Source organism: Streptomyces phaeofaciens, from assembly GCF_014648915.1.
GTDB lineage: Bacteria > Actinomycetota > Actinomycetes > Streptomycetales > Streptomycetaceae > Streptomyces > Streptomyces phaeofaciens.
The window spans coordinates 171,528-194,192 of sequence record NZ_BMSA01000003.1; the positions used below are offsets into that span (position 1 = coordinate 171,528).

At 71.4% G+C, this 22,665-nt stretch carries 14 protein-coding genes; all 14 read right to left on the bottom strand.

Features of this window, described 5'->3' with window-relative positions:
• Nucleotides 1-2 precede the first annotated feature (2 nt).
• The 14 genes from IE275_RS07730 to IE275_RS07795 all read right to left on the bottom strand — a co-directional run bounded on the left by IE275_RS07730 (nt 3) and on the right by IE275_RS07795 (nt 22,449).
• Nucleotides 3-1,646 carry a glycosyltransferase family 2 protein gene (locus IE275_RS07730; RefSeq protein WP_189709052.1) on the bottom strand — a complete coding sequence of 548 codons (1,644 nt, stop codon included), beginning with the start codon at nt 1,644-1,646 and terminating at the stop codon, nt 3-5.
• Nucleotides 1,643-3,223 (bottom strand): glycosyltransferase family 4 protein, encoded by a 1,581-nt coding sequence (locus tag IE275_RS07735; RefSeq protein WP_229870152.1) that lies wholly within the window; start codon nt 3,221-3,223, stop codon nt 1,643-1,645. The genes IE275_RS07730 and IE275_RS07735 overlap by 4 nt, the downstream gene beginning before the upstream one ends.
• A complete protein-coding gene (locus IE275_RS07740) occupies nt 3,213-4,238 on the bottom strand; it encodes a Gfo/Idh/MocA family protein (protein WP_189709054.1) in 1,026 nt (341 codons plus the stop codon). The genes IE275_RS07735 and IE275_RS07740 overlap by 11 nt, the downstream gene beginning before the upstream one ends.
• A complete protein-coding gene (locus tag IE275_RS07745; RefSeq protein WP_189709056.1) occupies nt 4,235-5,350 on the bottom strand; it encodes a DegT/DnrJ/EryC1/StrS family aminotransferase in 1,116 nt (371 codons plus the stop codon). The genes IE275_RS07740 and IE275_RS07745 overlap by 4 nt, the downstream gene beginning before the upstream one ends.
• A gap of 544 nt (nt 5,351-5,894) precedes the next feature.
• A complete protein-coding gene (locus IE275_RS07750; RefSeq protein ID WP_189709058.1) occupies nt 5,895-10,100 on the bottom strand; it encodes an Rne/Rng family ribonuclease in 4,206 nt (1,401 codons plus the stop codon).
• A 278-nt stretch (nt 10,101-10,378) separates the two neighbouring features.
• Entirely contained in the window at nt 10,379-11,140 is a 762-nt protein-coding gene (locus IE275_RS07755; protein WP_189709060.1) for a TIGR03936 family radical SAM-associated protein, read from the bottom strand.
• Between the two features lie 48 nt (nt 11,141-11,188).
• The gene (locus tag IE275_RS07760; protein WP_189709062.1) at nt 11,189-12,313 is read right to left on the bottom strand and encodes a hypothetical protein; all 1,125 of its coding nucleotides are present in this window, start codon (nt 12,311-12,313) and stop codon (nt 11,189-11,191) included.
• Nucleotides 12,314-12,391: 78 nt separating this feature from the next.
• Nucleotides 12,392-14,344, bottom strand: coding sequence for a TIGR03960 family B12-binding radical SAM protein (locus IE275_RS07765; protein WP_189709064.1), 1,953 nt, complete (start codon nt 14,342-14,344; stop codon nt 12,392-12,394).
• A 115-nt stretch (nt 14,345-14,459) separates the two neighbouring features.
• Nucleotides 14,460-15,965 carry a CYTH and CHAD domain-containing protein gene (locus tag IE275_RS07770; RefSeq protein WP_189709066.1) on the bottom strand — a complete coding sequence of 502 codons (1,506 nt, stop codon included), beginning with the start codon at nt 15,963-15,965 and terminating at the stop codon, nt 14,460-14,462.
• 104 nt (nt 15,966-16,069) lie between these two features.
• A complete protein-coding gene (gene rodA, locus IE275_RS07775) occupies nt 16,070-17,269 on the bottom strand; it encodes a rod shape-determining protein RodA (protein ID WP_189709068.1) in 1,200 nt (399 codons plus the stop codon).
• On the bottom strand, nt 17,266-19,521 hold the full coding sequence (gene mrdA, locus IE275_RS07780) for a penicillin-binding protein 2 (RefSeq protein ID WP_189709070.1): 2,256 nt from the start codon (nt 19,519-19,521) through the stop codon (nt 17,266-17,268). The genes rodA and mrdA overlap by 4 nt, the downstream gene beginning before the upstream one ends.
• 116 nt (nt 19,522-19,637) lie before the next feature.
• On the bottom strand, nt 19,638-20,309 hold the full coding sequence (gene mreD, locus IE275_RS07785) for a rod shape-determining protein MreD (protein WP_189709072.1): 672 nt from the start codon (nt 20,307-20,309) through the stop codon (nt 19,638-19,640).
• Between the two features lie 15 nt (nt 20,310-20,324).
• Entirely contained in the window at nt 20,325-21,260 is a 936-nt protein-coding gene (mreC, locus tag IE275_RS07790; protein WP_189709074.1) for a rod shape-determining protein MreC, read from the bottom strand.
• A gap of 169 nt (nt 21,261-21,429) precedes the next feature.
• Nucleotides 21,430-22,449: a rod shape-determining protein gene (locus IE275_RS07795; protein ID WP_030779466.1), complete on the bottom strand. Its 1,020-nt coding sequence runs from the start codon at nt 22,447-22,449 to the stop codon at nt 21,430-21,432.
• Nucleotides 22,450-22,665 lie beyond the last annotated feature (216 nt).

A 22,665-nucleotide genomic window follows, 5' to 3' on the forward strand; every position in this document is an offset into this window, starting at 1 on the left:
CGCTACTTCTTCCTTTTGGAACGGGACTTCAGTTTCCGGACAAGGCCCCCCAGCGCTCGCCGGACGACGGTCCTCTTCGGGGGGTTCAGCTGGGCGGTGTCGATCACCACACGCCCCTTGGGGTTGACCACGGCCGACGCCCGGTAGGGATCGCCGTCCCGGCCCCACCTGCGGGCCAGCGGCATGGGCAGATCCTTGCCGCGCACGGGGATCTCGTACGTCGATCCGGCCACGTCCAGGTACACGCGTACGCCGCGCTTGCCGGTGACGAGCTCCAGCGGGACCCGGGCGTGCAGCACGCTGGCGGCGCCGTCCGCGGCCGGCTCCACCGTCGTCTCCCCCACGACGGGGGCGAGTTCGTGGTCGTCCTTCAGCCGGCGCGCGGCCGCCTTGTCCGCCGACTTGGGCATGGCCCCCTTGACCAGCCGCAGCGCGGCGCCGTCCACGTCGCCGAGGACCGGCACCCGTACGGACGCCGTGTAGGCGAGGGACTCGCCCTGCTGCTCCCAGCCGGAGGCCACCAGTTCGGTGCCCTTGGCGAGGCGGCCAGGGACGGCCTCCCCGATCAGCTCGTAGACGCGGTCGGGGACCCCGACGAGCGCGTCGCGGAAGCCCGGGTAGCGGGCGTAGGCACGCGTGCCGTCGAGGACGAACGGGGGCGCCCCGTGCTCCTTCTCCGAGGAGATCGCCTCGGCCAGCTCGTCGACCGCGCCCGCGCGCGCGAGGGCGATCCGCACCCGGCGCTTGACGTCCATCGCGTCCCGGACGGCGTCGGTGAAGTACACGTCGGCGAGCCGCGCGATGCCCGCGCAGAGCTGTCGCTGCAACTCCCGGTCCAGGGACGGGAAGTCGTCCTGGACGAGCTTGGCGAGCTCCCAGGTGAAGTGGCGGCGCAGGACGGCGTCGCGCTCCTCGCCCGCCTCGATGAGGCCGGCCGTGAAGTCCATGATCTCCGCCGCCGCCCGCAGCCGCGCCAGATGGTCGGCGCGGTAGGTGATGTTGCTGGCGTCGCCCCGCTTGACGGCGTAGTAGCAGGTGTAGTCGGCCACCACCGAGATCTTCCGCGCGCGGACGCACGCCTCGATGGTGAACGGCTGGTCGCTGCCCACCGGCAGGTGCTCGGGGAACCGCAGGTGGTGCTTCTCGACCATCTCCCGCCGGAACAGCTTGGTGTTGGCGAGGGTGAACGGCAGCGCCGAGTCGGTCAGACCGACGTGCGCGGCGTTCTCCTTGTACAGCTGCTGGTGCACGTACCGGCCGTTGGTGCCGACCATCTTGCCTATGACGACGTCGGAGTCGTTCTCGTCGGCGCACTTCACCATGCGCTCCAGCGCCTCCTCGCCGAGGAAGTCGTCGGAGCCGATGAAGTACACGAAACGGCCGGTGGCCACGTCCAGCGCACGGTTGCTGGGCGCGGCCGGGCCGCCGGAGTTCGGCTGGTGGATCACCTTGACGGTGTCCGGGTACAGCGCCGCGAACCGGTCCAGTTCGCGGCCGCTGTCGTCGGTGGAGCCGTCGTCGACGGCGACGACCTCCAGGCGCTCTCTGCCGATGCTCTGCCCGATCAGGGAGTTCAGGCACTCCGTCAGGTAGGGCATCGTGTTGTACACCGCGACGACGACGCTGACGTCCGGTGCGGCGCTCATGCTCCCGCCTCCACCGGTCTGCGCTCGGCCGCCGGACGGACCGCGCTGCCGGGGACGAGCCGGGTGTACACCTTGTCGAGCAGGTCGGCCTGGGCCTCCCAGGTCCACTCGTCGAGCAGGCCGTCGCGGTCGTACACGTCCCGGTAGCGGTCCGCGTCGCCGAGCACCGACTTGACGGCGCGTACGTAGTCCTCGATGTCCTCGGCCCGGAACACCTCGCCCTGGCCAGTGCTCTGGACCATCTCGCCCATCGTCTTCACGTCACTGACGACCAGCGGCAGCCGGGCGTGGGAGTACTCGAAGAACTTGGTGATGAGGGCGATCTCGTGGTTCGGCCAGTGGTGGATCGGGATGACCCCGAGGTCCGCCGAGGCCAGGAACGGCACCACCTGGTAGTGCGGCACGTACGGCAGGATGTGCAGCCGGTCGGAGACGTCCAGCTCCTCGGCGCGCTCGCGCAGGGTGCGCATGTACTCGGACTCGGTGTTGAGCACGACGAACGCGGTGTGCACGTCCGGAAGCTGCGGCAGCGACTCGACCATGATGTCGAGGCCGCGCTGCGGGGCGGCGGCACCGCTGTACACGGTCAGCGGCACGTCGCGGCCGATGCCGCACAGTTCGCGCAGGTCCGGGACCGGCTCGGCGGCCTGCTCCGGGGAGATCTCCGCGTCGGGCGCGTTGAGCACCACGGCGGGGCGCTCCGTGAGCGAGTGCCGCTCCTGGAGCATGCCGGCGAGGGTGTCGGACACCGTGGTCACGGCGTCCGCGTACCGCGAGTACTCCAGCTCGTGCGCGCACTGGGCGATGTGCCAGCGCGGGTGCGAGTTCCACGGCTTGATGCCGGGGAGGAACTCGTGGGCGTCCCAGACCAGCTTGACCTTGCGGCCGCGGGACCGGGCGCGCAGGGTGGCGCGGGCGCCGACGCCCAGCATCCGGAAGTCGTTGGCGTGGATCAGGTCCGGGTTCAGCTCGTCGATGACCTTGCCGTACGCCAGCTCCATGTCCCACAGGTGCGGGTCGAGCCTGCGCCAGCTGCGGGTGCCCATGGTCTTGTGCCAGAACGCGGTGGTGAACCGGTCCAGCGGGCCTTCCATCTCCTTGCGGCTCTTCTCCAGCTTGGCGGTCTTGCGCGCCCGCAGGTTCACCCAGTCCTGCACGAACCGGGAGGTCAGCCGCGGCAGCAGCAGCCGCAGCCGGCCCAGGAAGGAGCCGTTCTGCTGGGCGAGGATCAGCCGGATGTTGAGATCGGCACGCCACGCCTTGATCTTCTGCCGGCGGAACGCGGCCAGCGGACCGGGCTTGTAGGCCAGCGGCGAGCGCAGCACGGCCCGGCGGTACTCGTGACGGCGGCGGTGCATGGGACCGGGGACCGGCAGCAGGCGCACCTGCGCCTCACCGATCTCCCAGGTCGTCTCCTGCTTCCCCTTGCCCTTGCCGAGCAGGACGACGTCCCACCCGGCGGCGGCGGCCGAGCGTGCTTCCTTCTGCACGCGCGAGTCGCCGTTCACCCCGTTGTCGACCAGCATGACGATGCGTCCCCGCACCGCCTTCTTCGTCGACGTGTTCTCAGCTGCCATGAGTTGCCAGGTCCTCCACCTGAAGGGAAACGCTACGGTTCTGCGTCGCCGATTCCAGCACCGCGGCGGCCACCTGGACGGTGCGCATGCCCTGGCGCAGGGTGCAGATGTCGGCGTCCTTGCCGAGCACCGCGTCCCGGAACAGTTCGTGCTCGACCAGCAGCGGCTCACGCTTGGGAATGGCGTAGCGGATCATGTCGCCCTCGGAGACCCCGCGGAAGGCCTGGAGGGCCTCCCACTCGGTGGTCACCGCGGCGTTGGAGTGGAACGTCAGGTCCGCGGTGAGGGTGTCGGCGATGAAGCAGCCGCGCTCACCGGTGACCGACGTGAAGCGCTCCTTGAGCGGGCTCAGCCAGTTCACCAGGTGGTTCACCATGGTGCCGTCGTCGAGCCGGCCGACCGCGGAGACCATGTCCTCGTGGACGCGGCCGCTCTTGGAGACGGTGTGGGCGGCGATGGACACGTACTCGCGTCCGGTCACCCAGCCGGTGAGGTCGATGTCGTGGGTGGCGAGGTCCTTGACCACGCCGACGTCCGCGATGCGGTGCGGGAACGGGCCCTGGCGGCGGGTGACGACCTGGTAGACGTCGCCCAGCTCGCCGGCCTCCAGCCGCGCGCGCAGCGAGCGCAGCGCCGGGTTGCACCGCTCGATGTGACCGACACCGGCGACCAGGGAGCGCGACTCGAACGCCTCGACGAGACGGCGGGCGCCGTCGACGGACTCGGCGAGGGGCTTCTCGATGAGCGCGCACACGCCGGCCTCGGCGAGCGCCATGCCGACCTCCTCGTGGAGGCCGGTGGGGCAGGCGACGACGGCGTAGTCGACGCCGAGGGCAATGAGCTCCTCGACGGTGTCCAGGATCGGCGCGCCCTGGGCGGCGCCGAACTTGTCGCCCATCGGGTCGACGACGCCGACCAGGTCGACGCCCTCCAGACCCGACAGCACGCGGGCGTGGTGACGCCCCATGGAACCGAGGCCGACGAGTCCCGCCCGCAGCGGCTTGGCGTCGCTCACAGCTGCTCCCCCAGCGCGTTCACGGCGGCGACGATGCGCTCGAGGTCGGCGGCGGACAGCGCCGGGTGGACGGGCAGCGACACGACCGCGGCGGCGGCGCGCTCCGTCTCGGGCAGGTCCCAGGTGCGGCCGGCCTTCTGGTCCGGCTCCCAGTACGGCTTCAGCCGGTGGATGGGGGTCGGGTAGTACACGGCGTTGCCGATGCCGGCCTCGGTGAGGCGGGCCATGGCGGCGTCGCGGTCGCCCTCGATGCGCACGGTGTACTGGTGGTAGATGTGCCGGGCGCCCTCGGCGACCTTCGGCGTGACCACGTTCGGCGCGCTGATGTGCTCGGTGAGGTACGCGGCGTTGGCGATGCGCTGCTCGGTCCAGCCGTCGAGCTTGCGGCGCTGGACGCGGCCGATCGCGGCGGAGACGTCCGTCATGCGCACGTTGGCGCCGACGATCTCGTTGGCGTAGCGCTGCTCCATGCCCTGGTTGCGCAGCAGGCGCAGGGTGCGGGCGACCTCGGCGTCACCGGTGGAGATCATGCCGCCCTCGAGGCTGTGCATGTTCTTCGTCGGGTAGAAGCTGAAGGTGCCCGCGGCACCGAAGGCGCCGACCGGCGTGCCGTTCAGTGCGGCCGCGTGGGCCTGGCAGGCGTCCTCGACGACGGCGAGGCCGTGCTTCTCGGCGATCGCCATGATCTTGTCCATGGCGGCGGGGTGGCCGTACAGGTGGACCGGCATGATCGCGGCGGTGCGCGGCGTGATGGCCGCCTCGACCGCGGCGGGGTCCAGACAGAAGGTGTCGGCCTCGATGTCGGCGAAGACCACGTCGGCGCCGACCAGCCGGACCACGTTGGCGGACGCGGCGAAGGAGAACGACGGCACGATGACCTCGTCGCCCGGGCCGATGTTCAGGGCCATCAGGGCCAGGTGCAGCGCCGAGGTGCCGGAGTTGACCGCGACGCAGTGGCGCCCGTCGACCAGGTCCGAGAACTCCTCCTCGAAGGCGGCCACCTCGGGGCCCTGGACGACCATGCCGCTGCGCAGCACGCGCACCGCGGCCTCGATCTCCTCCTCGGCGATCACTGGTCTGGCGGCCGGTATGAACTCATGGGCGTCGGTCATCGACATCCCCTCCTCTACGGCGACCTCGAAGGCGCACCACGTCATGCAGGGTCGGGAAGGGCCATGTCGATGCTCAGCACGGCCGCATCCCGGTGTCCACCGACGCCTGTGGGCGAGTGGACGGGTTGTACACAGGAGCCCGCCCCCCGAGGGTTCCTTGCGGGAATTCAGCCGTTTCCAGGCCGGAGGACCGGATGTGCTCATCGGCTGTGGTCACGGTGTGCATGTCTTTGGCCACCGTGGCCACAGTGCACGTTACCAGCACGGGGACGGCAATTTTCCCGGGTGTTACCACAGAGAAACCCAGGGCTCTGGTGCGCTCCATCACAAGCAAGACACAGAGTAACTCCGCGGTGAACGCACTGCGACGCGAGTACGTGGGGGCGTACGGAAGCTCGAACACGCCCGTGTGGCGCGCCCCTCACGCACCACCCTCGGGGACGCTCCGCGCGCCCGGGCGTGTACGACCGGCGGCACGCGAACGGCGGCGCGGGCGCCCGGTGGTGTCCGGGTGCCCGCGCCGCCGTGCGGGTGCGTGACCGGGTCAGTCCTCCGTCGAGGCCGACACCGACGGCACGCTCTGCTGTGCCGCCGCGGTCTTCTTGGCCGCGGTCGCGGTGGTCGCCTTGGCCGCCTTCTTGGCCGTCGTCTTCTTGGCGACGGTCTTCTTGGCGGCCGTCTTCTTGACCGCGGCCGTCTTCTTGGTGGCGGCCTTCTTCGCCGTGGCCTTCTTGGCCGTCTTGCGGGCGGCGGTCTTCTTGGCCGGAGCGGCCTCCGCCTCCTCGACGGTCACGTCGTCCGCGAGGGCCTCGGCCGGTGCCTCGGTGAGGGCGGCCTCCGGGGCGGTCTCCGGGGCGGCCGCCTCGGCGGTGGCCTCCGTCGCGGCCGACGGGAGGACCGTCACGGCCGTCTCCTCGGACGCGGTCGGCGCGGTGGCCTTGCGCACGGCGCGACGCCGCGGGCGGGCCGGAGCCGCGCTCTCGGCGACCGCGGCCTCGGCCTGCTCCACCGGGGCGGCCACGGCGACCGCGGCCTCCACCGGCTCGGCGACCACGGACTCGGCGACCGTCAGCACGGCGGCCTCCGCCCCGGCGGGCGAACCGGCCGGCGCGGACACCTTGCGGGTGGCCCGACGGCGCGTACGCCCCTTGGGCGCGGCCTCGTCGGCCGCCGCAGCCTCCGGGGCCTCGACGACCGGGTCCTCGACGGCGACCGGCTCGGCCTGCGCGACGACCGTCTCGACGACGGCCTCCTGCGCGGCGGGCACGTCGGCCGGCCCGGCGACGGGCGACTCGGCAGGCGCCTCGACGGCCTCCTCCACGGGCTCCGCCGGGGCGAACACCTCGGAGACGCCCGCCCTGCGCGACGTACCGCCACGCACCGGACCGCTCTTCGGCGCGCCCGCCGGAGCGGACGCCCGGCGGCTCGCCCGACGACGGCCCCGCCCGCGCGAGGCCGCGGCCTCCGCCTCGGCGACGCTGCTGTACAGCTCCTCGTCGGCGGCGAACTCGGGGGCGGAGAGCGCGATCGGCTCGGCCACCTCGGCGGCGACCTCGAGCTCGGTCTCGGCCTCCTCCTCGACGCCCACCCCGGCCTCGGACAGGTCGGCGGTCACCGTCTCGTGCTCGTGCTCGTGGTCATGGGTGTGCGCGTCACCGCCGCGGCCGCGCTTCTTGCGCTTCCCGCCGCCACCGGCGGAGGTCGGCTGCTCCATGTGGACGATGACACCGCGGCCGTTGCAGTGCACACAGGTCTCGGAGAACGACTCCAGCAGACCCTGGCCGACCCGCTTACGGGTCATCTGCACGAGCCCCAGCGAGGTCACCTCGGCGACCTGGTGCTTCGTACGGTCACGGCCCAGGCACTCGAGGAGGCGCCGCAGGACGAGATCCCTGTTGGACTCCAGGACCATGTCGATGAAGTCGATGACGATGATGCCGCCGAGGTCGCGCAGCCGCAGCTGACGCACGATCTCCTCGGCCGCCTCCAGGTTGTTCCTGGTGACGGTCTCCTCGAGGTTGCCGCCCTGACCGGTGAACTTGCCGGTGTTGACGTCGACGACGACCATCGCCTCGGTCCGGTCGATCACCAGCGAACCGCCGCTGGGCAGCCAGACCTTGCGGTCCAGCGCCTTGGAGAGCTGCTCGTCGATCCGGTAGGTGGCGAAGACGTCGACCTCGGAGGTCCACCGCGACAGCCGCTCGGCCAGGTCGGGCGCGACGTGCGAGACGTACCCGTGGATGGTCGACCAGGCCTCGTCGCCGCTGACGACGACCTTGGAGAAGTCCTCGTTGAAGATGTCGCGGACGACCCGGACGGTCATGTCCGGCTCGCCGTAGAGCAGTGTCGGGGCGTTGCCGCTCTTGGCCTTCTTCTGGATGTCCTCCCACTGCGCCTGGAGCCGTTCGACGTCACGGCGCAGCTCGTCCTCGCTCGCGCCCTCGGCGGCGGTGCGCACGATGACGCCCGCGTCCTCGGGGACGATCTTCTTGAGGATCGTCTTCAGCCGGGCCCGCTCGGTGTCGGGCAGCTTGCGGCTGATGCCGGTCATCGAACCCTCGGGCACGTACACGAGGTAGCGGCCCGGGAGGGAGACCTGGCTGGTCAGACGGGCGCCCTTGTGGCCGATGGGGTCCTTCGTCACCTGGACGAGGACCGACTGGCCCGACTTCAGGGCGGCCTCGATCCGGCGCGGCCCGTTGGCCATGCCGAGCGCCTCGAAGTTGACCTCACCGGCGTACAGGACGGCGTTGCGCCCCTTGCCGATGTCGATGAAGGCGGCCTCCATCGACGGCAGCACGTTCTGGACCTTGCCCAGGTAGACGTTGCCGACGTACGAGGTCGACTGCTCCTTGTTGACGTAGTGCTCGACGAGCACGCCGTCCTCGAGGACGCCGATCTGGGTGCGCTCACCGCTCTGCCGGACGACCATCACGCGCTCGACGGCCTCACGGCGGGCCAGGAACTCGGCCTCGGTGATGATCGGGACACGGCGGCGGCCCTGCTCACGGCCTTCGCGGCGGCGCTGCTTCTTGGCCTCCAGACGGGTCGAGCCCTTGATGGACTGCACCTCGTCGGACGGCTCGGACGGCTTGCGCGGCTCACGGACCTTGACGACGGTGCGCTCCGGGTCGCCCTCGCCGGGCTCGCCGTCGCTCGTGCCGTCACCGGCGCGACGACGACGGCGCCGACGGCGGCGGCTGCCGGCGGAGGAGCCGGCGGCGTCGTCCTCGGCGTCCTCGTCCTCCTGCTCGGCGGTGTCCTCGGCGTCCTGCGCGGCCTGCTCGGCGGCGAGTTCGTCGGACTCCGCGTCCCCGGACTCGCCCTCGCCCTCGGCGGCGTCACCGCGACGGCGACGACGGCCGCCACGGCGGCGACGGCGACGGGAGCCGGTCTCCTCGGTGTCGTCGTCACCGTCGACGGCGTCCTCGGCGTCCTCGGCGTCGTCGGCGGTCTCGTCCGTCTCGTCCTCCGGCTCCGGCGCCTCCTGCACGGCGGGGGCGGCGGGCGCGGCGGCGGTGCGGAAGGTCTCGGTCTCCTCGCCGGAGGGGGCGCCCCGACGGCGCCGGCGGCGGCGCGAGCCGGTCTGCTCCTCGGCGGCGGGCTCCTCGGTCTCCTCGACCTCGGCGGGCTCCTCGGGCTCCTCCGTCACGGCGGCGGCCGCCTCGGCGGCGGCGCGCTGCGGCGTCTGGAACTGCGGCTCGGCGAACACGGGCGCCTGGAACACGGCGACCGAGGGCCGCGCGGGACGACGCGGGGCGTCGCCCTCGTCGCCGCCCTTCGCGGACGCGGGCTCGGAGAACCCACCGGCGGCCCGGCGCACCACGCGCCGCCGCGGGCGCCGGGATCCGGCGTCCTCGTCGGCGGCGGCCTCGGGGGCCGCGGGCGCCTGGGCGGCGGCAGGGGGCGCGGGCGCCTCGTCCCGGGCCTCGGTCTGCACGGGCGCGTCGGCGGGCGTGGTCACCCGACGGGTGGCCCGGCGACGGCCGCGCGGCGCGGCCACGGGCTCTTCGGCGGCGGGCTCGGTGACGGCGGCGGGCTTCTCGGCGTCGTCGGCGCTCGCCGGCGCCACGGCCTCGGCGGTCTCCACGGCCTCGGCGGCCGCGGGCGCGCCGGCGGGCGCGGAGGCCCGGCGGGTGGCACGGCGACGGGTACGCGGCGCGGGCGCGGCCTCGGCGGTGTCGGCGTCCTCGACGGTCACCGTCACGACGGTCTCGGCGGCCTCGGTGGTCTCCGTGGCCTCGGCGGTCTCCGCGGGCGTGGTCACGCGACGCGTGGCACGGCGACGGGTACGGCGCGGAGCGGCGTCCTCGGCGGTGTCGTCCCCGGCGGGGGCCGCGCTCTCCTCGACCGCGGTCACCTCGGCGGGCGCGACGGCCGGGACGACGGTCTCGGCCGCCTCGGTGGCCTCGGCGGACGCCGGAGCCCCGGCCGGTGCGGACGCCCGGCGCGTGGCCCGACGGCGCGTACGCGGCGCGGCCTCGACGACCTCGGCCTCGGCCTCCGCCTCGGTCAGCGTCTCGTCGACCTTGGTGTCCTCGACGTCCTCGACGTTCTCGTCCGCCAGGGCCTCGACGGTCTCCACGGCCGGTATGGCCGGCGCGGTGATCTCCGCGGCGGCCTCGGCACCGGCGGCCGGCGGACCGGCCGGCCGGGAGGCGGCACGGCGCCGGCGACGCGGCGGCAGGGTGTCGCTGGGGGTGTTGTTCTGGTCTTCGGAACCCTGGGTGGGTTCGGTCGGCTCGAGCATGCGGGTGTATCTCCCGTCAGGCTCCCGGGCGCCGCGCTGGGTCCGGTGCCGATCACTGGGGATCGGTCACCGCTGACGTCCGCGGCTCGCGCAGTGCGCGGTGCCGCCGTCCGGGGCGCGGCCGCCGCACGGGAGCTCTCTGTGTCTTGTCTCGCCGGTTCCGTACGCCGTTTTGCGTACGGCCTGGCGAAAGTCTTCTGGTCGGTGCACTGCCCGACCCAGGTGGCTCCCGAGTACGAGGGCGGCGCTACGGCGTCCGTCCCTGTGCGGAACCTTCCTTACGCCGGCGCCTTCGCGGCGGCAGTCGGATCGGCCGTGTGGGCCCCGGCTGCCTCGCGGTCGGGCGCGAGCGGGTCGGTCACCGCGCCGGTCTCTTCATCGAGCAGCCCCTGCGCCAGCCTGGTCACCGCTGCGGGGACCGGCGGCGCCAGGTCGGCCACGGCGCGAAGACCGGACAGGACGTCGTCGGGTCGTACGGCAGGCGTCACGTGCCGAACAACCAGCCGCAGTATCGCACAGGGCCGGTCGGTCGGCCTATCAGCCGTTTCACTCTGTGTTTCAAGTTGCACGACGGCCGGGCGGGCGTCGAAGGTGCGCACGCCGTTCTTGGTCATGCGCTGGACCTCGACGGACCCGGCGGTGTTGAAGGCCTGGACGGCGCGCTGGGCGTCGGCCGCCTCCACTCCGTCGAGCCGCAGTTCCCACACGGAGGCCGTGAGTCTGTCGGCCAGGCCCGAGGTGCGGACCTCGACCGCGTCCACGATGTCGAGCCCGGTCGGCAGCGACTCGTCGAGCAGGGCTCTCAGCTTCTCCGGGTCCCGCGCCGCGGTGAGCGCGATCTCCAGGTACTCCGCCTCGCTGCCCGTGCCGGTGGGTGCGGCATTGGCGTACGACACCTTCGGGTGCGGCGTGAACCCCGCCGAGTAGGCCATCGGCACCTCGGCACGGCGCAACGCGCGCTCGAAGGCACGCTGGAAGTCACGGTGGCTGGTGAACCGGAGGCGGCCGCGCTTGGTGTAGCGCAGTCGGATGCGCTGCACCGCGGGTGCGGGCGGCGGGCCTTCGGGCTGTCGCTTGCCCAGTGTCGTTCAGTCCTTCGTGAGAGCGGTCGTACTGCTATCAAGAGTACGTGTGCCGAGCGGCCTCGGTTCCCGCCGGGAGGCAGTCTCCCTCTCCCGGGGCACTCCGAAGAGCGCCCGCCGCACGTCGGCGCGGGCCTGGCGGACCGTCTCGCGGGCGGCGGCCAGGGCCTGCCGGCCGGCCCGGCCCACGGCGCGCGCGGCCTCGGCGGCGGGCCGCAGCACGGCGTCGCGCACCACGTGCCCGACCGGGGTGAGGACCGTGCGGTACACCCAGCGCACGGGCTCGACGAAGATCCACCGCAGGAGGGTGGCGAGGAACCGGCCGACGGCGAGCGAGATCCGCCCGGCGATCCGCCAGGCGTGCCCGAGCGCCTCCCCCACCTCACGCGCGAGGACGGCGAGGAAGCGCCCGACGGGGGCCAGCACCCAGCGCCACAGGGCGAGCGCCGGCAGCACGATCAGCACCCGCACGGTCCAGTAGACCGCCAGGCCGATCCCGGTGACCAGTGCCCCCACGCACCACACGGCCGCCCGTCCGACGGGCGCGAGAATCCAGGTGTACAGCCAGCGGGCCGGTACGACGACGAGGTACCGCACCAGCCAGAGCACCGCGTGGCCGACGGGTGTGAGCACGCGCGCGTACACCCATCCCAGCCCGGCCCCGATCCCGCGTGCCAGCCAGGTCGCGCCCGCCCAGATCCCGGCGGCCACCCAGGTCGCGCCGGCCCAGATCCCGGCCGCCACCCAGGTCGCGCCCGCCCAGACGCCCCGGCCCAGCCGGGCCAGGCCGTGTCCGACCGGGGTCAGGACCTGCCGGAAGAACCAGACCGCCGGGACGACGACCAGCACGTTCCCGAGCCACGCGAGCGCCGTGCCGACGGGGACGACGACGTACCGCCACAGCCCCACCAGCGGCCACACGAAGAGGGCCCGCCCCAGCCACAGCAGGGCACGGCCCAGCGGCCGCAGCACGGTGTCCAGGAGGAACCGGCCCACGACGACGAGCGCGTCCCAGGCCATCCGCACGGGCACGACCAGCACGAGCGCCACGATCCGCACGGGCAGCCGGATGGCGACGACGAGACACCCCTCGGGCTGCCGGGGTTCGACGGGACGTTTCTCCAGGTCCATACCGGTAGGGACGCCGCGCGGGGCCGGATGGATGCGAAAAGCCCCCTTCCCGATCGGAAAGGGGGCTTCGCGTCCGGCTCAGTGGCTGTGCGCGGCACTTCCCGCCGGCTGCTCCACGGTCAGCGGCAGGAGCTTCTTGCCGGTCGGACCGATCTGGATGCTGGTGTCCATGGCCGGGCAGACACCGCAGTCGAAGCACGGCGTCCAGCGGCAGTCCTCGACCTCGGTCTCGTCGAGGGAGTCCTGCCAGTCCTCCCAGAGCCAGTCCTTGTCGAGACCGGAGTCCAGGTGGTCCCAGGGCAGGACCTCCTCGTACGTCCGCTCACGGGTGGTGTACCAGTCGACGTCCACGCCGAAGGCGGGCAGTGCCTTGTCCGCGCAGGCCATCCAGCGGTCGTAGGAGAAGTGCTCGCGCCAGCCGTCGAAGCGGCCGCCGTCCTCGTAGACGGCCCGGATGACCGCGCCGATACGGCGGTCGCCGCGCGAGAGCAGGCCCTCGACGATGCCGGGCTTGCCGTCGTGGTAGCGGAAGCCGATGGAGCGGCCGTACTTCTTGTCGCCGCGGATCTTGTCCCGGAGCTTCGTCAGCCGGGCGTCCGTCTCCTCCGCCGACAGCTGCGGAGCCCACTGGAACGGGGTGTGGGGCTTGGGGACGAAACCGCCGATCGAGACCGTGCAGCGGATGTCGTTCTGGCCGGAGACCTTGCGGCCCTCGGCGATCACGTTCATCGCCATGTCGGCGATCTGCATGACGTCCTCGTCGGTCTCCGTCGGCAGACCGCACATGAAGTACAGCTTCACCTGACGCCAGCCGTTGCCGTACGCGGTGGAGACCGTCCTGATCAGGTCCTCTTCCGAGACCATCTTGTTGATGACCTTGCGCATGCGCTCCGAGCCGCCCTCGGGGGCGAAGGTGAGGCCCGAGCGGCGGCCGTTGCGCGTGAGTTCGTTCGCCAGGTCGACGTTGAAGGCGTCCACGCGGGTGGAGGGGAGGGACAGGCCGATCTTGTCCGCCTCGTAGCGGTCCGCCAGCCCCTTCGCGACCTCGCCGATCTCGCTGTGGTCGGCGCTGGACAGCGACAGAAGGCCGACCTCCTCGAAGCCCGTCGCCTTCAGGCCCTTCTCCACCATGTCGCCGATCCCGGTGATCGACCGCTCGCGCACCGGGCGGGTGATCATGCCGGCCTGGCAGAAGCGGCAGCCGCGGGTGCAGCCGCGGAAGATCTCCACCGACATGCGCTCGTGGACCGTCTCGGCGAGCGGGACCAGGGGCTGCTTGGGGTAGGGCCACTCGTCGAGGTCCATCACCGTGTGCTTGGAGACGCGCCACGGGACGCCCGACCGGTTGGGGACCACACGGGCGATCCGGCCGTCGGGGAGGTACTCGACGTCGTAGAACGCGGGGATGTAGACGCCGCCGGTCTTCGCGAGGCGGAAGAGGACCTCCTCGCGGCCGCCGGGGCGGCCCTCGGCCTTCCACTCCTTGATGATCCGGGTCATGTCGAGCACGGCCTGCTCGCCGTCGCCGATGACCGCCGCGTCGATGAAGTCGGCGATCGGCTCGGGGTTGAACGCCGCGTGGCCGCCCGCGAGGACGATCGGGTCGTCGACCGTGCGGTCCTTGGACTCCAGCGGGATGCCGGCGAGGTCCAGGGCGGTGAGCATGTTGGTGTAGCCCAGCTCCGTGGAGAAGGACAGGCCGAACACGTCGAACGCCTTCACCGGGCGGTGGCTGTCCACGGTGAACTGCGGGACGCCGTGCTCCCGCATCAGCGCCTCCAGGTCCGGCCACACGCTGTAGGTGCGCTCGGCGAGGACGCCCTCCTGCTCGTTCAGCACCTCGTAGAGGATCATGACGCCCTGGTTGGGCAGGCCGACCTCGTAGGCGTCCGGGTACATCAGCGCCCAGCGGACGTCACAGGCCTCCCAGGGCTTGACCGTGGAGTTGAGCTCGCCTCCGACGTACTGGATCGGCTTCTGCACGTGCGGGAGCAAGGCTTCGAGCTGCGGGAAGACCGACTCGACAGACATCGCGGCGTTACCTTCGTGAGCTGACTGGGGGTACCCCCGGCCTCAGGCGGCTGGGGAGGGTGACCATCTAGCGTAACCCGCCCGGAGCACTCCCCCGGCCGTGATCACCCGTTCCCTACACCTCCATGGCCTCTCGGATCGCCGTCCAGGCGTCCGGCACCTGAGCCTCGACGGCCGCCGACCGCCGCTCCTCGCGGCCGAAGAGCAGCCCGTACGTGAAGGTGTTCTCCCCCGCCGCGTGCGCCACGGCGGACAGCTCGCGCAGGGTGGTGCGGGCCATCACGCTGTCCTGGTGGTCGCCGAGCAGGCCCTGGAGCGACTTCATGGACTTGACCAGGGTCTTGGCCGCACCGCCGAGGGCGGGGACGGCGGCCTCGGCCGCGTAGCGGGTGCGCTTGGCCTTCTTGCGGGCCTCGTGCAGCGCGAGGTCGCGGTCGGCGCCGGGCGGCCGCTCGACGGCCTCCTCGATCAGCGCGGCCACCTTCCCGAAGTCCTTGCGTACGGCCTTGGGGAGCACCTTCTCCGGCTTCCCGGCGGCCGCCTTGCGCACCGGCGGATCCGCGACCAGGGCGTCCAGGGTGTCGAGGAGGGTCAGATAGCGCGCGGAGTCCAGGGCGCCGAGCAGCCGGCGGCGCGATCCGCCGTAGCCGGCCTTGGCCCAGGTGTGCAGGCGCTCGGAGACGGGGCCGTCGACCAGGGTGGCGGGCAGTTCGCCGAGCCCCGCGGCGAGCCGCTCGGCCAGCACCTCCTGGTCGCGGCCCACGCCCAGTTCCCCGGCGAGCCACTTCAGCTCGTCGGCGATCGGGTCGGTGACCTCCCGGTCGAGGACCGTCCCGAACGAGCGGAAGGTGCTGCGCAGCCGCCGGGTGGCGACCCGCATGTCGTGCACGGACTCCTCGGCGTCCCGGCGCACGGCCGGGTCCAGCGCCACGATCGCGTCCCGCTGGGCGCGGACGTACGCCAGGACGTGGTCGCCGGCGGTGACGGGCTCGCCGGGCCCCTCGTCCTTGGGCTTCGGATGCCCGCCCTTGGTCTCGGCGAGCGCCCGCGCCAGCTTCGAGGGGGACTTCGAGGGCCGTACGCCCGCCTTGCGCAGCCGCTTGTCCACCTTGTCCAGGAAGGCCGGGTCACCGCCGTCGGCCAGCTCGACCTCGATCTCGGTCCACTGGGTGCGGCCCTTCCCGCCGAACAGCCGCTCCGCCCGTACGGTGTCGACTCCGACCTCGGCGAGCTGCCGGCCGTCGGCGTCGACGAGGTCGTGCACGTCCCGCGCGGAGCGCAGCCGCACCACGGGCACCAGTTGCCCTTCGCGCACCCGGGCGCGGACCAGTCCGGCGAGTTCTTCGGGGAGGTCGTCGCAGAGCGGGACCTGGATCTCGTCCCGGACTCCCGGTCCGACCGGGAGTTTCAGATGCCAGCCGGCGTCGGAGCCGCCGGTCCTGCGGCGCAGGGTGATCGAAGCCGCGGCCAGGCGCAGGTCCGAGGTGTCGTAGTAGGTCGCGTCGAGTTCTGCGGTGCCTTTGTCGAGGACGTCCGCCACCTGGGGAACGCCGGTCAGGTCGGGCAGCCCACTGTCATCGGATTCGTACTTGCGCTCGATCTCGCGTTTCGTCTCCGCCATGAATTGAATCTAGTCGCACTCGGGCCCGGAGGGCAGTACCCACCGGGCCCGAATGGCCGTGAAACACCGGCGGACGCCGAGGTGTCGGCGTCCTGTCCGGCTCGCTACGCGGACATCGGCCGCTGCACGCGAATGGACTGCAACAGCCCTATCGCGACCCACACCGCGAACATCGACGATCCGCCGTAGGACACGAACGGCAGCGGAAGACCCGTCACCGGCATGATGCCGAGGGTCATGCCGATGTTCTCGAACGACTGGAACGCGAACCACGCCACGATCCCGGCGGCCACGACCGTGCCGTACAGCTCGGTCGTCTCGCGGGCGATCCGGCAGGCGCGCCACAGGACCACGCCCAGCAGCAGGACGATCAGCCCCGCGCCGACGAAGCCCAGTTCCTCGCCCGCGACCGTGAACACGAAGTCCGTCTGCTGCTCGGGCACGAACTGACCGGTGGTCTGCGAACCGTGGAACAGGCCCGAGCCGGTCAGACCGCCCGAGCCGATCGCGATACGCGCCTGGTTGGTGTTGTAGCCGACGCCCGCCGGGTCGAGGCTCGGGTTGGCGAAGGCGGCGAACCGGGCGATCTGGTAGTCGTCCAGGATGTGCAGCTGCCAGACGGCGACCGCGCCGGCCGCGCCCGCGCCGAGGATCCCGAAGACCCAGCGGTTGGAGGCACCGGAGGCCAGCAGCACCCCCAGCACGATCATCACCATCACCATGACCGACCCGAGGTCGGGCATCAGCATCACGACGAGCATGGGGACCGCCGCCAGGCCCAGCGCCTGGACGACCGTGCGGTGGTCCGGGTACGTCCTGTCGCCCGCGTCGACCCGGGCGGCCAGGAGCATCGCCGTGCCCAGGATGATCGTGATCTTCACGAACTCCGAGGGCTGAAGCGAGAAGCCGCCGCCCAGCACGATCCAGGAGTGGGCGCCGTTGACCGTCGAGCCCAGCGGTGTCAGCACCAGCAGGATCAGCAGCACCGACAGGCCGTAGAGCACCGGCACCGCGTTGCGCAGGGCGCGGTGGCCGAGCCAGACCGTGCCGGCCATCAGGGCGAAGCCGATGCCGGTGTTCATCAGGTGCCGGATCAGGAAGTAGTACGGGTCGCCCTGGTTGATCTCGGTGCGGTTGCGGGTCGCCGAGAAGACCAGCACCGAGCCGATCAGCGACAGGGCCGTGGCCGACAGGAGTATCGGCCAGTCCAGTCGCCGGGCCAGCGAGTCACGGGCGAAGACCCGGGTCCAGCCGGCCCGCTCGGGCCCGTACCCGGAGACGGAGAAGCTGTTCGCGCCGGTCATGTGCACATCCTCCGGCTTCCCCTCTTCCGCCGTCGCCTGCGGGTGTCCCGGTTGGTGCCCGTGCCGGTCTGCTGCACGGTGCCGGCCGGCTGCGACTCGTCCGGCTCGGGGACGCCCTGCTGGCTCAGACGCTGCTCCTTGGCCGGGTCCTTGGCGACCTTCGGGGACTTGATGGTGCCGTCCGTGCGGACCGTCGGCAGGCTCTTCTGCGGGGTGGGCAGCAGGGCCTTGGACTTGTCGATCGTGCCGTCGTCGGCGACGCCGTACAGCGCGTCGTAGATGTTGCGCACGGCCGGGCCGGACGCTCCCGAACCGGTACCGCCCTGCGAGATCGTCATCACGACCGCGTAGTCCTTGGTGTACGTGGTGAACCAGGACGTCGTCTGCTTGCCGTAGACCTCGGCGGTACCCGTCTTGGCGTGCATCGGGATCTTGTCCTGCGGCCAGCCGACCTGGGCGAAGCGCCAGGCCGCCGTACCGCGGGTGGCGACGCCCGCGAGGGCCTCGTCCATCTGGTTCAGCGTGGTCCTGCTTATCGGCAGCTTGCCGTGCGACGTGGGCTCGATCTCGGTGACCTTCTTGCCGTCGGCGCTGATGACGGCCTTGCCGACCGTGGGGTCGTAGAGCGTGCCGCCGTTGGAGATGGCGGCGTAGATCGTGGCCATCTGGATCGGGGTGACGAGGGTGTCGCCCTGGCCGATGGAGTAGTTGATCTCGTCACCGGCGCGCATCTGGTTGCCTTCGAGGCAGTTCTCGTAGGCGATCACCTCGACGTAACTGCCGTCCTTCTTGCCGGACTTGCACCAGGCGTCCTTGTTGGCCTCCCAGTAGGCCTGCTTCCAGGCGCGGTCCGGGACCCGGCCGGTGACCTCGTTGGGGAGGTCGATGCCGGTCTCCTTGCCGAGGCCGAACTGGTGGGCGGCCTTGAAGAAGTAGTCGTTGGCGCTCTTCTTCGGCTTGATGCCGCCGTCCTTCTGCCACTCCCGGTGCGCGAGCCCGTAGAACACGGTGTCGCAGGAGACCTCGAGGGCGCGGCCGAGGCTGATCGGGCCGAAGTTCTCCGACTCGAAGTTCTTGAAGACCTGTCCGCCCACCGAGTAGGAGCTGGTGCACGGGTAGTGGCCGTCGAACGCGTACCCGGCCTCGACCGCCGCCGCCGTCGAGATCACCTTGAAGGTGGAGCCGGGGGCCGACTGACCCTGTATGGCCCGGTTGAGCAGCGGATAGTTGGAGGACTTGCCGGTGAGCTTCTTGTAGTCCTTGGCGGAGATGCCGCCGACCCAGGCGTTGGGGTCGTAGTTCGGGTTGGACGCCATGGCGACGATCCGGCCGGTCTTGGCCTCCATCACCACGACGGCGCCGGAGTCGGCCTTGTACTTCTCCTGGGTGTTGCGGTCCCACTGCTTGCGGGCTTCCTTCATCGCCTCGTTCAGCTCGTACTCGGCGACCCGCTGGACGCGGGAGTCGATGCTGGTGACGAGGTTGGAGCCGGGCTGGGCCGCGTCCGCCTCGGCCTGGCCGATGACCCGGCCGAGGTTGTCGACCTCGTAGCGGGTGACGCCGGCCTTGCCGCGCAGTTCCTTGTCGTACTGCCGCTCCAGGCCGGAGCGGCCGACCTGGTCGGAGCGCAGATAGGGCGAGTCGGTGTCCTGGGCCTTGGTGATCTCCTCGTCGGTGACCGGGGAGAGGTAGCCGAGGACCTGGGCGGTGTTGGACTTGCCGGGGGCGGGGTAGCGCCGCACGGCCTCCGGCTCGGCGGTGATGCCGGGGAAGTCCTCGGCGCGCTCGCGGATCTGGAGGGCCTGCTTGGCGGTGGCCTCGTCGGTGATGGGGATCGGCTGGTACGGCGAACCGTTCCAGCAGGGCTGGGGGGTCTCGGCGTCGCACAGGCGGACCTTCTGAAGGACCTCCTCGGGGTCCATGCCGAGGACGCCCGCGAGCTTGGTCAGGACCGCCTTGCCGTCGTCCTGCTGCTTGAGCAGGTCGGTACGGGAGGCGGAGACCACCAGCCGGGTCTCGTTGTCCGCGAGGGGGATTCCGCGCGCGTCCAGGATGGAGCCTCGGACGGCGGGCTCGACGACCTGCTGGACGTGGTTGCCGGAGGCCTCCTTGGCGTACTCCGCGCCCTCCCGGATCTGGAGGTACCACAGGCGTCCGCCGAGGGTGCCGAGGAGGGAGAGGACGAGGATCTGGATCACGACGAGACGGATCTGGACCCGTGGGGTCCGCCCGGTCTCGGGAATGTTGGTCACTGCTGCTGCCTCCCCCTTTCAGTGCGCAGGCGTGTGTGCGCTGACGAATGATGAACGACCGGCCTGTGAGGCCTCGTTCCGCCCGGGCTTCCCCGTTCGGGTGAACTCGCGGGGGCTCACAGCCGCTTGACCCCCTTGATCCGGCCGGCCCGCGCCACCCGGGCCTTGGTGACCTTCATCTTCAGCCCGCCGCGCTGGCCGCCGATGCGCAGCCCCGTGCCCGAGGAGAGCCAGCCGGAGGAGATGTCCGACGACTTGCCGGCGGAGCCGGTCTCGCCGAGCGGGTCGTTCTCCGCCCGCCGGGCCAGGAACATCACCGCGGGGACGATGAACGGGGCGAGCAGCAGGTCGTACAGGGCGGCGGTGAACAGCAGGCCGGTCAGGCCGACATGGCGGGCGGCGGTGTCGCCGACGAGGGCGCCCACGCCCGCGTAGAGCAGGGTGGAGCCGATCGCGGCGCCGACCACGACCAGCATCGGGCCGGTGGCCGACTTGATCTGCCCGTTCTCCGGTTTGATCAGCCCGGCGAGGTAGCCGATCACACACAGCACCAGGGCGTAGCGGCCGGCCGCGTGGTCGGCGGGCGGGGCGAGGTCGGCGAGGAGGCCGGCGCCGAAGCCGATGAGGGCGCCGCCGACATGGCCGTAGACCATGGCGAGGCCCAGGACGGTGAGCAGGAGGAGGTCGGGGACGGCGCCGGGCAGATGGAGGCGGGCGAGGACGCTCACCTGGACCACCAGGGCGACGACGATCAGCGGGGCGGAGAGCAGGATCCGGTTGACGCGCATGGGGTGTGTCAGCTCCTACTGCTGCTCTTGCTGCTGGCCGTCGGCGTTCGGGGTCACCGTGACGGTGACCGTCGGAGTGGGTACCGGTTTGGGCTTGGCCGGCAGCACCGTGTCGCGCGGGTCCTTCTTCGGCGCCTCGACGACCACGCCGATGATGTCGAGCTTGGTGAAGCTGACGTAGGGCGTGACGTAGAGGGTGCGGGTGAGGTCGCCGCCGGAGGGGTCGACCCGGGAGACCACGCCCACCGGGACGCCCGGCACGAACGGCCTGTCGGCCTGCGAGCCGAAGGTGACCAGCCGGTCGCCCTTCTTCACGTCCGCCTTGCCGTTGAGCAGTTCGACCCGCAGCGGCTGGTCGCCCTGTCCGGAGGCGAAGCCCAGCTCGTCGGAGGCCTCCATCCGGGTGCCGACCGTGAAGTCGGGGTCGTTGGCGAGCAGGACGGTCGCGGTGTCCGGTCCGACCGTGGTGACCCGCCCGACCAGCCCGTCGCCGTTCAGGACGGTCATGTCGCGGGTGACGCCGTCCCGGGCGCCGACGTCGATGGTGATCGTCCAGGAGAAGCCCTGGGCCGCCCCTATCGCGATGACCTCCGCGCCCTTGATGCCGTACTGGCCCGCGCCCGCGGTCTTCAGCATCTTGTCGAGCTGGGCGAGGCGGCTGCGGTTGCGGTCGTCGCTGCCGAGCTTCGCCTCGAGGGCCGCGTTCTCCTTCTCCAGCTCGGCGAGCCGGTCGTGTCGCTCGTCGGAGTCACGGACGGCGGAGACGGCGTTGCCGACGGGGTTCACCGCCGACGCCACACCGTCCTCGATCGGTCCGAAGACCGCGGCCGCGGCCTGTCGGGCACCGTCGACCGGGGAATCCTCCCCTCCCCGGATGTCGACCGTGATCAGCGCGAACGCGACGGCGACCAGCAGCACCAGGAGCAGCCGGCTCTCTCGTGTGTCCCTCACGTGCGGCGGCCGTGCCCTTCCTCGATAGGAAATCAGGAACCAGGATTCAGGAATTCGGGTAGCCCCTGGCCAGGATGACCAAGGGCGCTTTGTCGGAGCTTATGCCGCGATATCAACGATCCGCCGCACGAGGAGAGATCATCCCGTACGGCGGAATCGAAGCGTTACGTCATCTGCGGGGCGCGGCGTCCAGAACCTGCTGGAGCGCCTCGAACTCCTCGACACACTTGCCGGAGCCGAGCGCGACGCTGTCCAGCGGATCCTCGGCGATGTGGATCGGCATGCCGGTCTCCCGGCGCAGCCGCTCGTCCAGACCGCGCAGCAGGGCTCCGCCGCCGGTCAGAACGATTCCGCGGTCCATGATGTCGCCGGACAGCTCCGGCGGGCACTTGTCGAGCGTGGTCTTCACGGCGTCGACGATCGCGTTGACCGGCTCCTCGATCGCCTTGCGCACCTCGGCGGCCGAGATCACGACGGTCTTGGGCAGCCCGGACACCAGGTCCCGGCCCCGGATTTCGGTGTGCTCGTCGGAGTCGAGGTCGTACGCCGAGCCGATGGTGATCTTGATCTGCTCGGCCGTCCGCTCACCGAGAAGGAGGCTGTACTCCTTCTTGATGTGCTGGATGATCGCGTTGTCCAGCTCGTCGCCCGCGACGCGGATGGACTGTGCGGTGACGATGCCGCCGAGCGAGATGACCGCGACCTCCGTGGTGCCGCCGCCGATGTCCACCACCATGTTGCCCGTGGCCTCGTGGACCGGCAGGCCGGAGCCGATGGCTGCGGCCATGGGCTCCTCGATGATGTGCACCTGACGGGCGCCGGCCTGGGTCGACGCCTCGATGACGGCACGGCGCTCGACGCCCGTGATGCCCGAGGGCACGCAGACGACGACCCGCGGCCGGGCGAGATACCGCCGCTTGTGGATCTTCAGAATGAAGTAGCGGAGCATCCGCTCGGTGATCTCGAAGTCGGCGATGACGCCGTCCTTCAGCGGGCGCACGGCCACGATGTTGCCCGGCGTCCGCCCGATCATCTTCTTCGCCTCCGCGCCGACCGCGAGGATGCCACCGGTGTTGGTGTTGATCGCGACGACGGACGGCTCGTTGAGTACGATCCCGCGACCCCTGACGTACACCAGCGTGTTGGCGGTCCCGAGGTCGACAGCCATGTCACGGCCGATGAACGACATTGAGTTCCCCATCAGGATTCGACTGGCCTTCCCATGAGCTTGTGAGGGCTGTTTCAGGTCGGCGAGGTGGGTGCTGTGACGTGAAGGGTTCCATCGTAGACGCGCCTTCCCGAACACTGCGCGAGGGTCTTCGCCATTGTCAGCAGATGCCGGACCGGCTCGCTTGTGGAGACGGTCCATCGGGGGCACGCGTTCCCCCGATCGGCACGCATATGC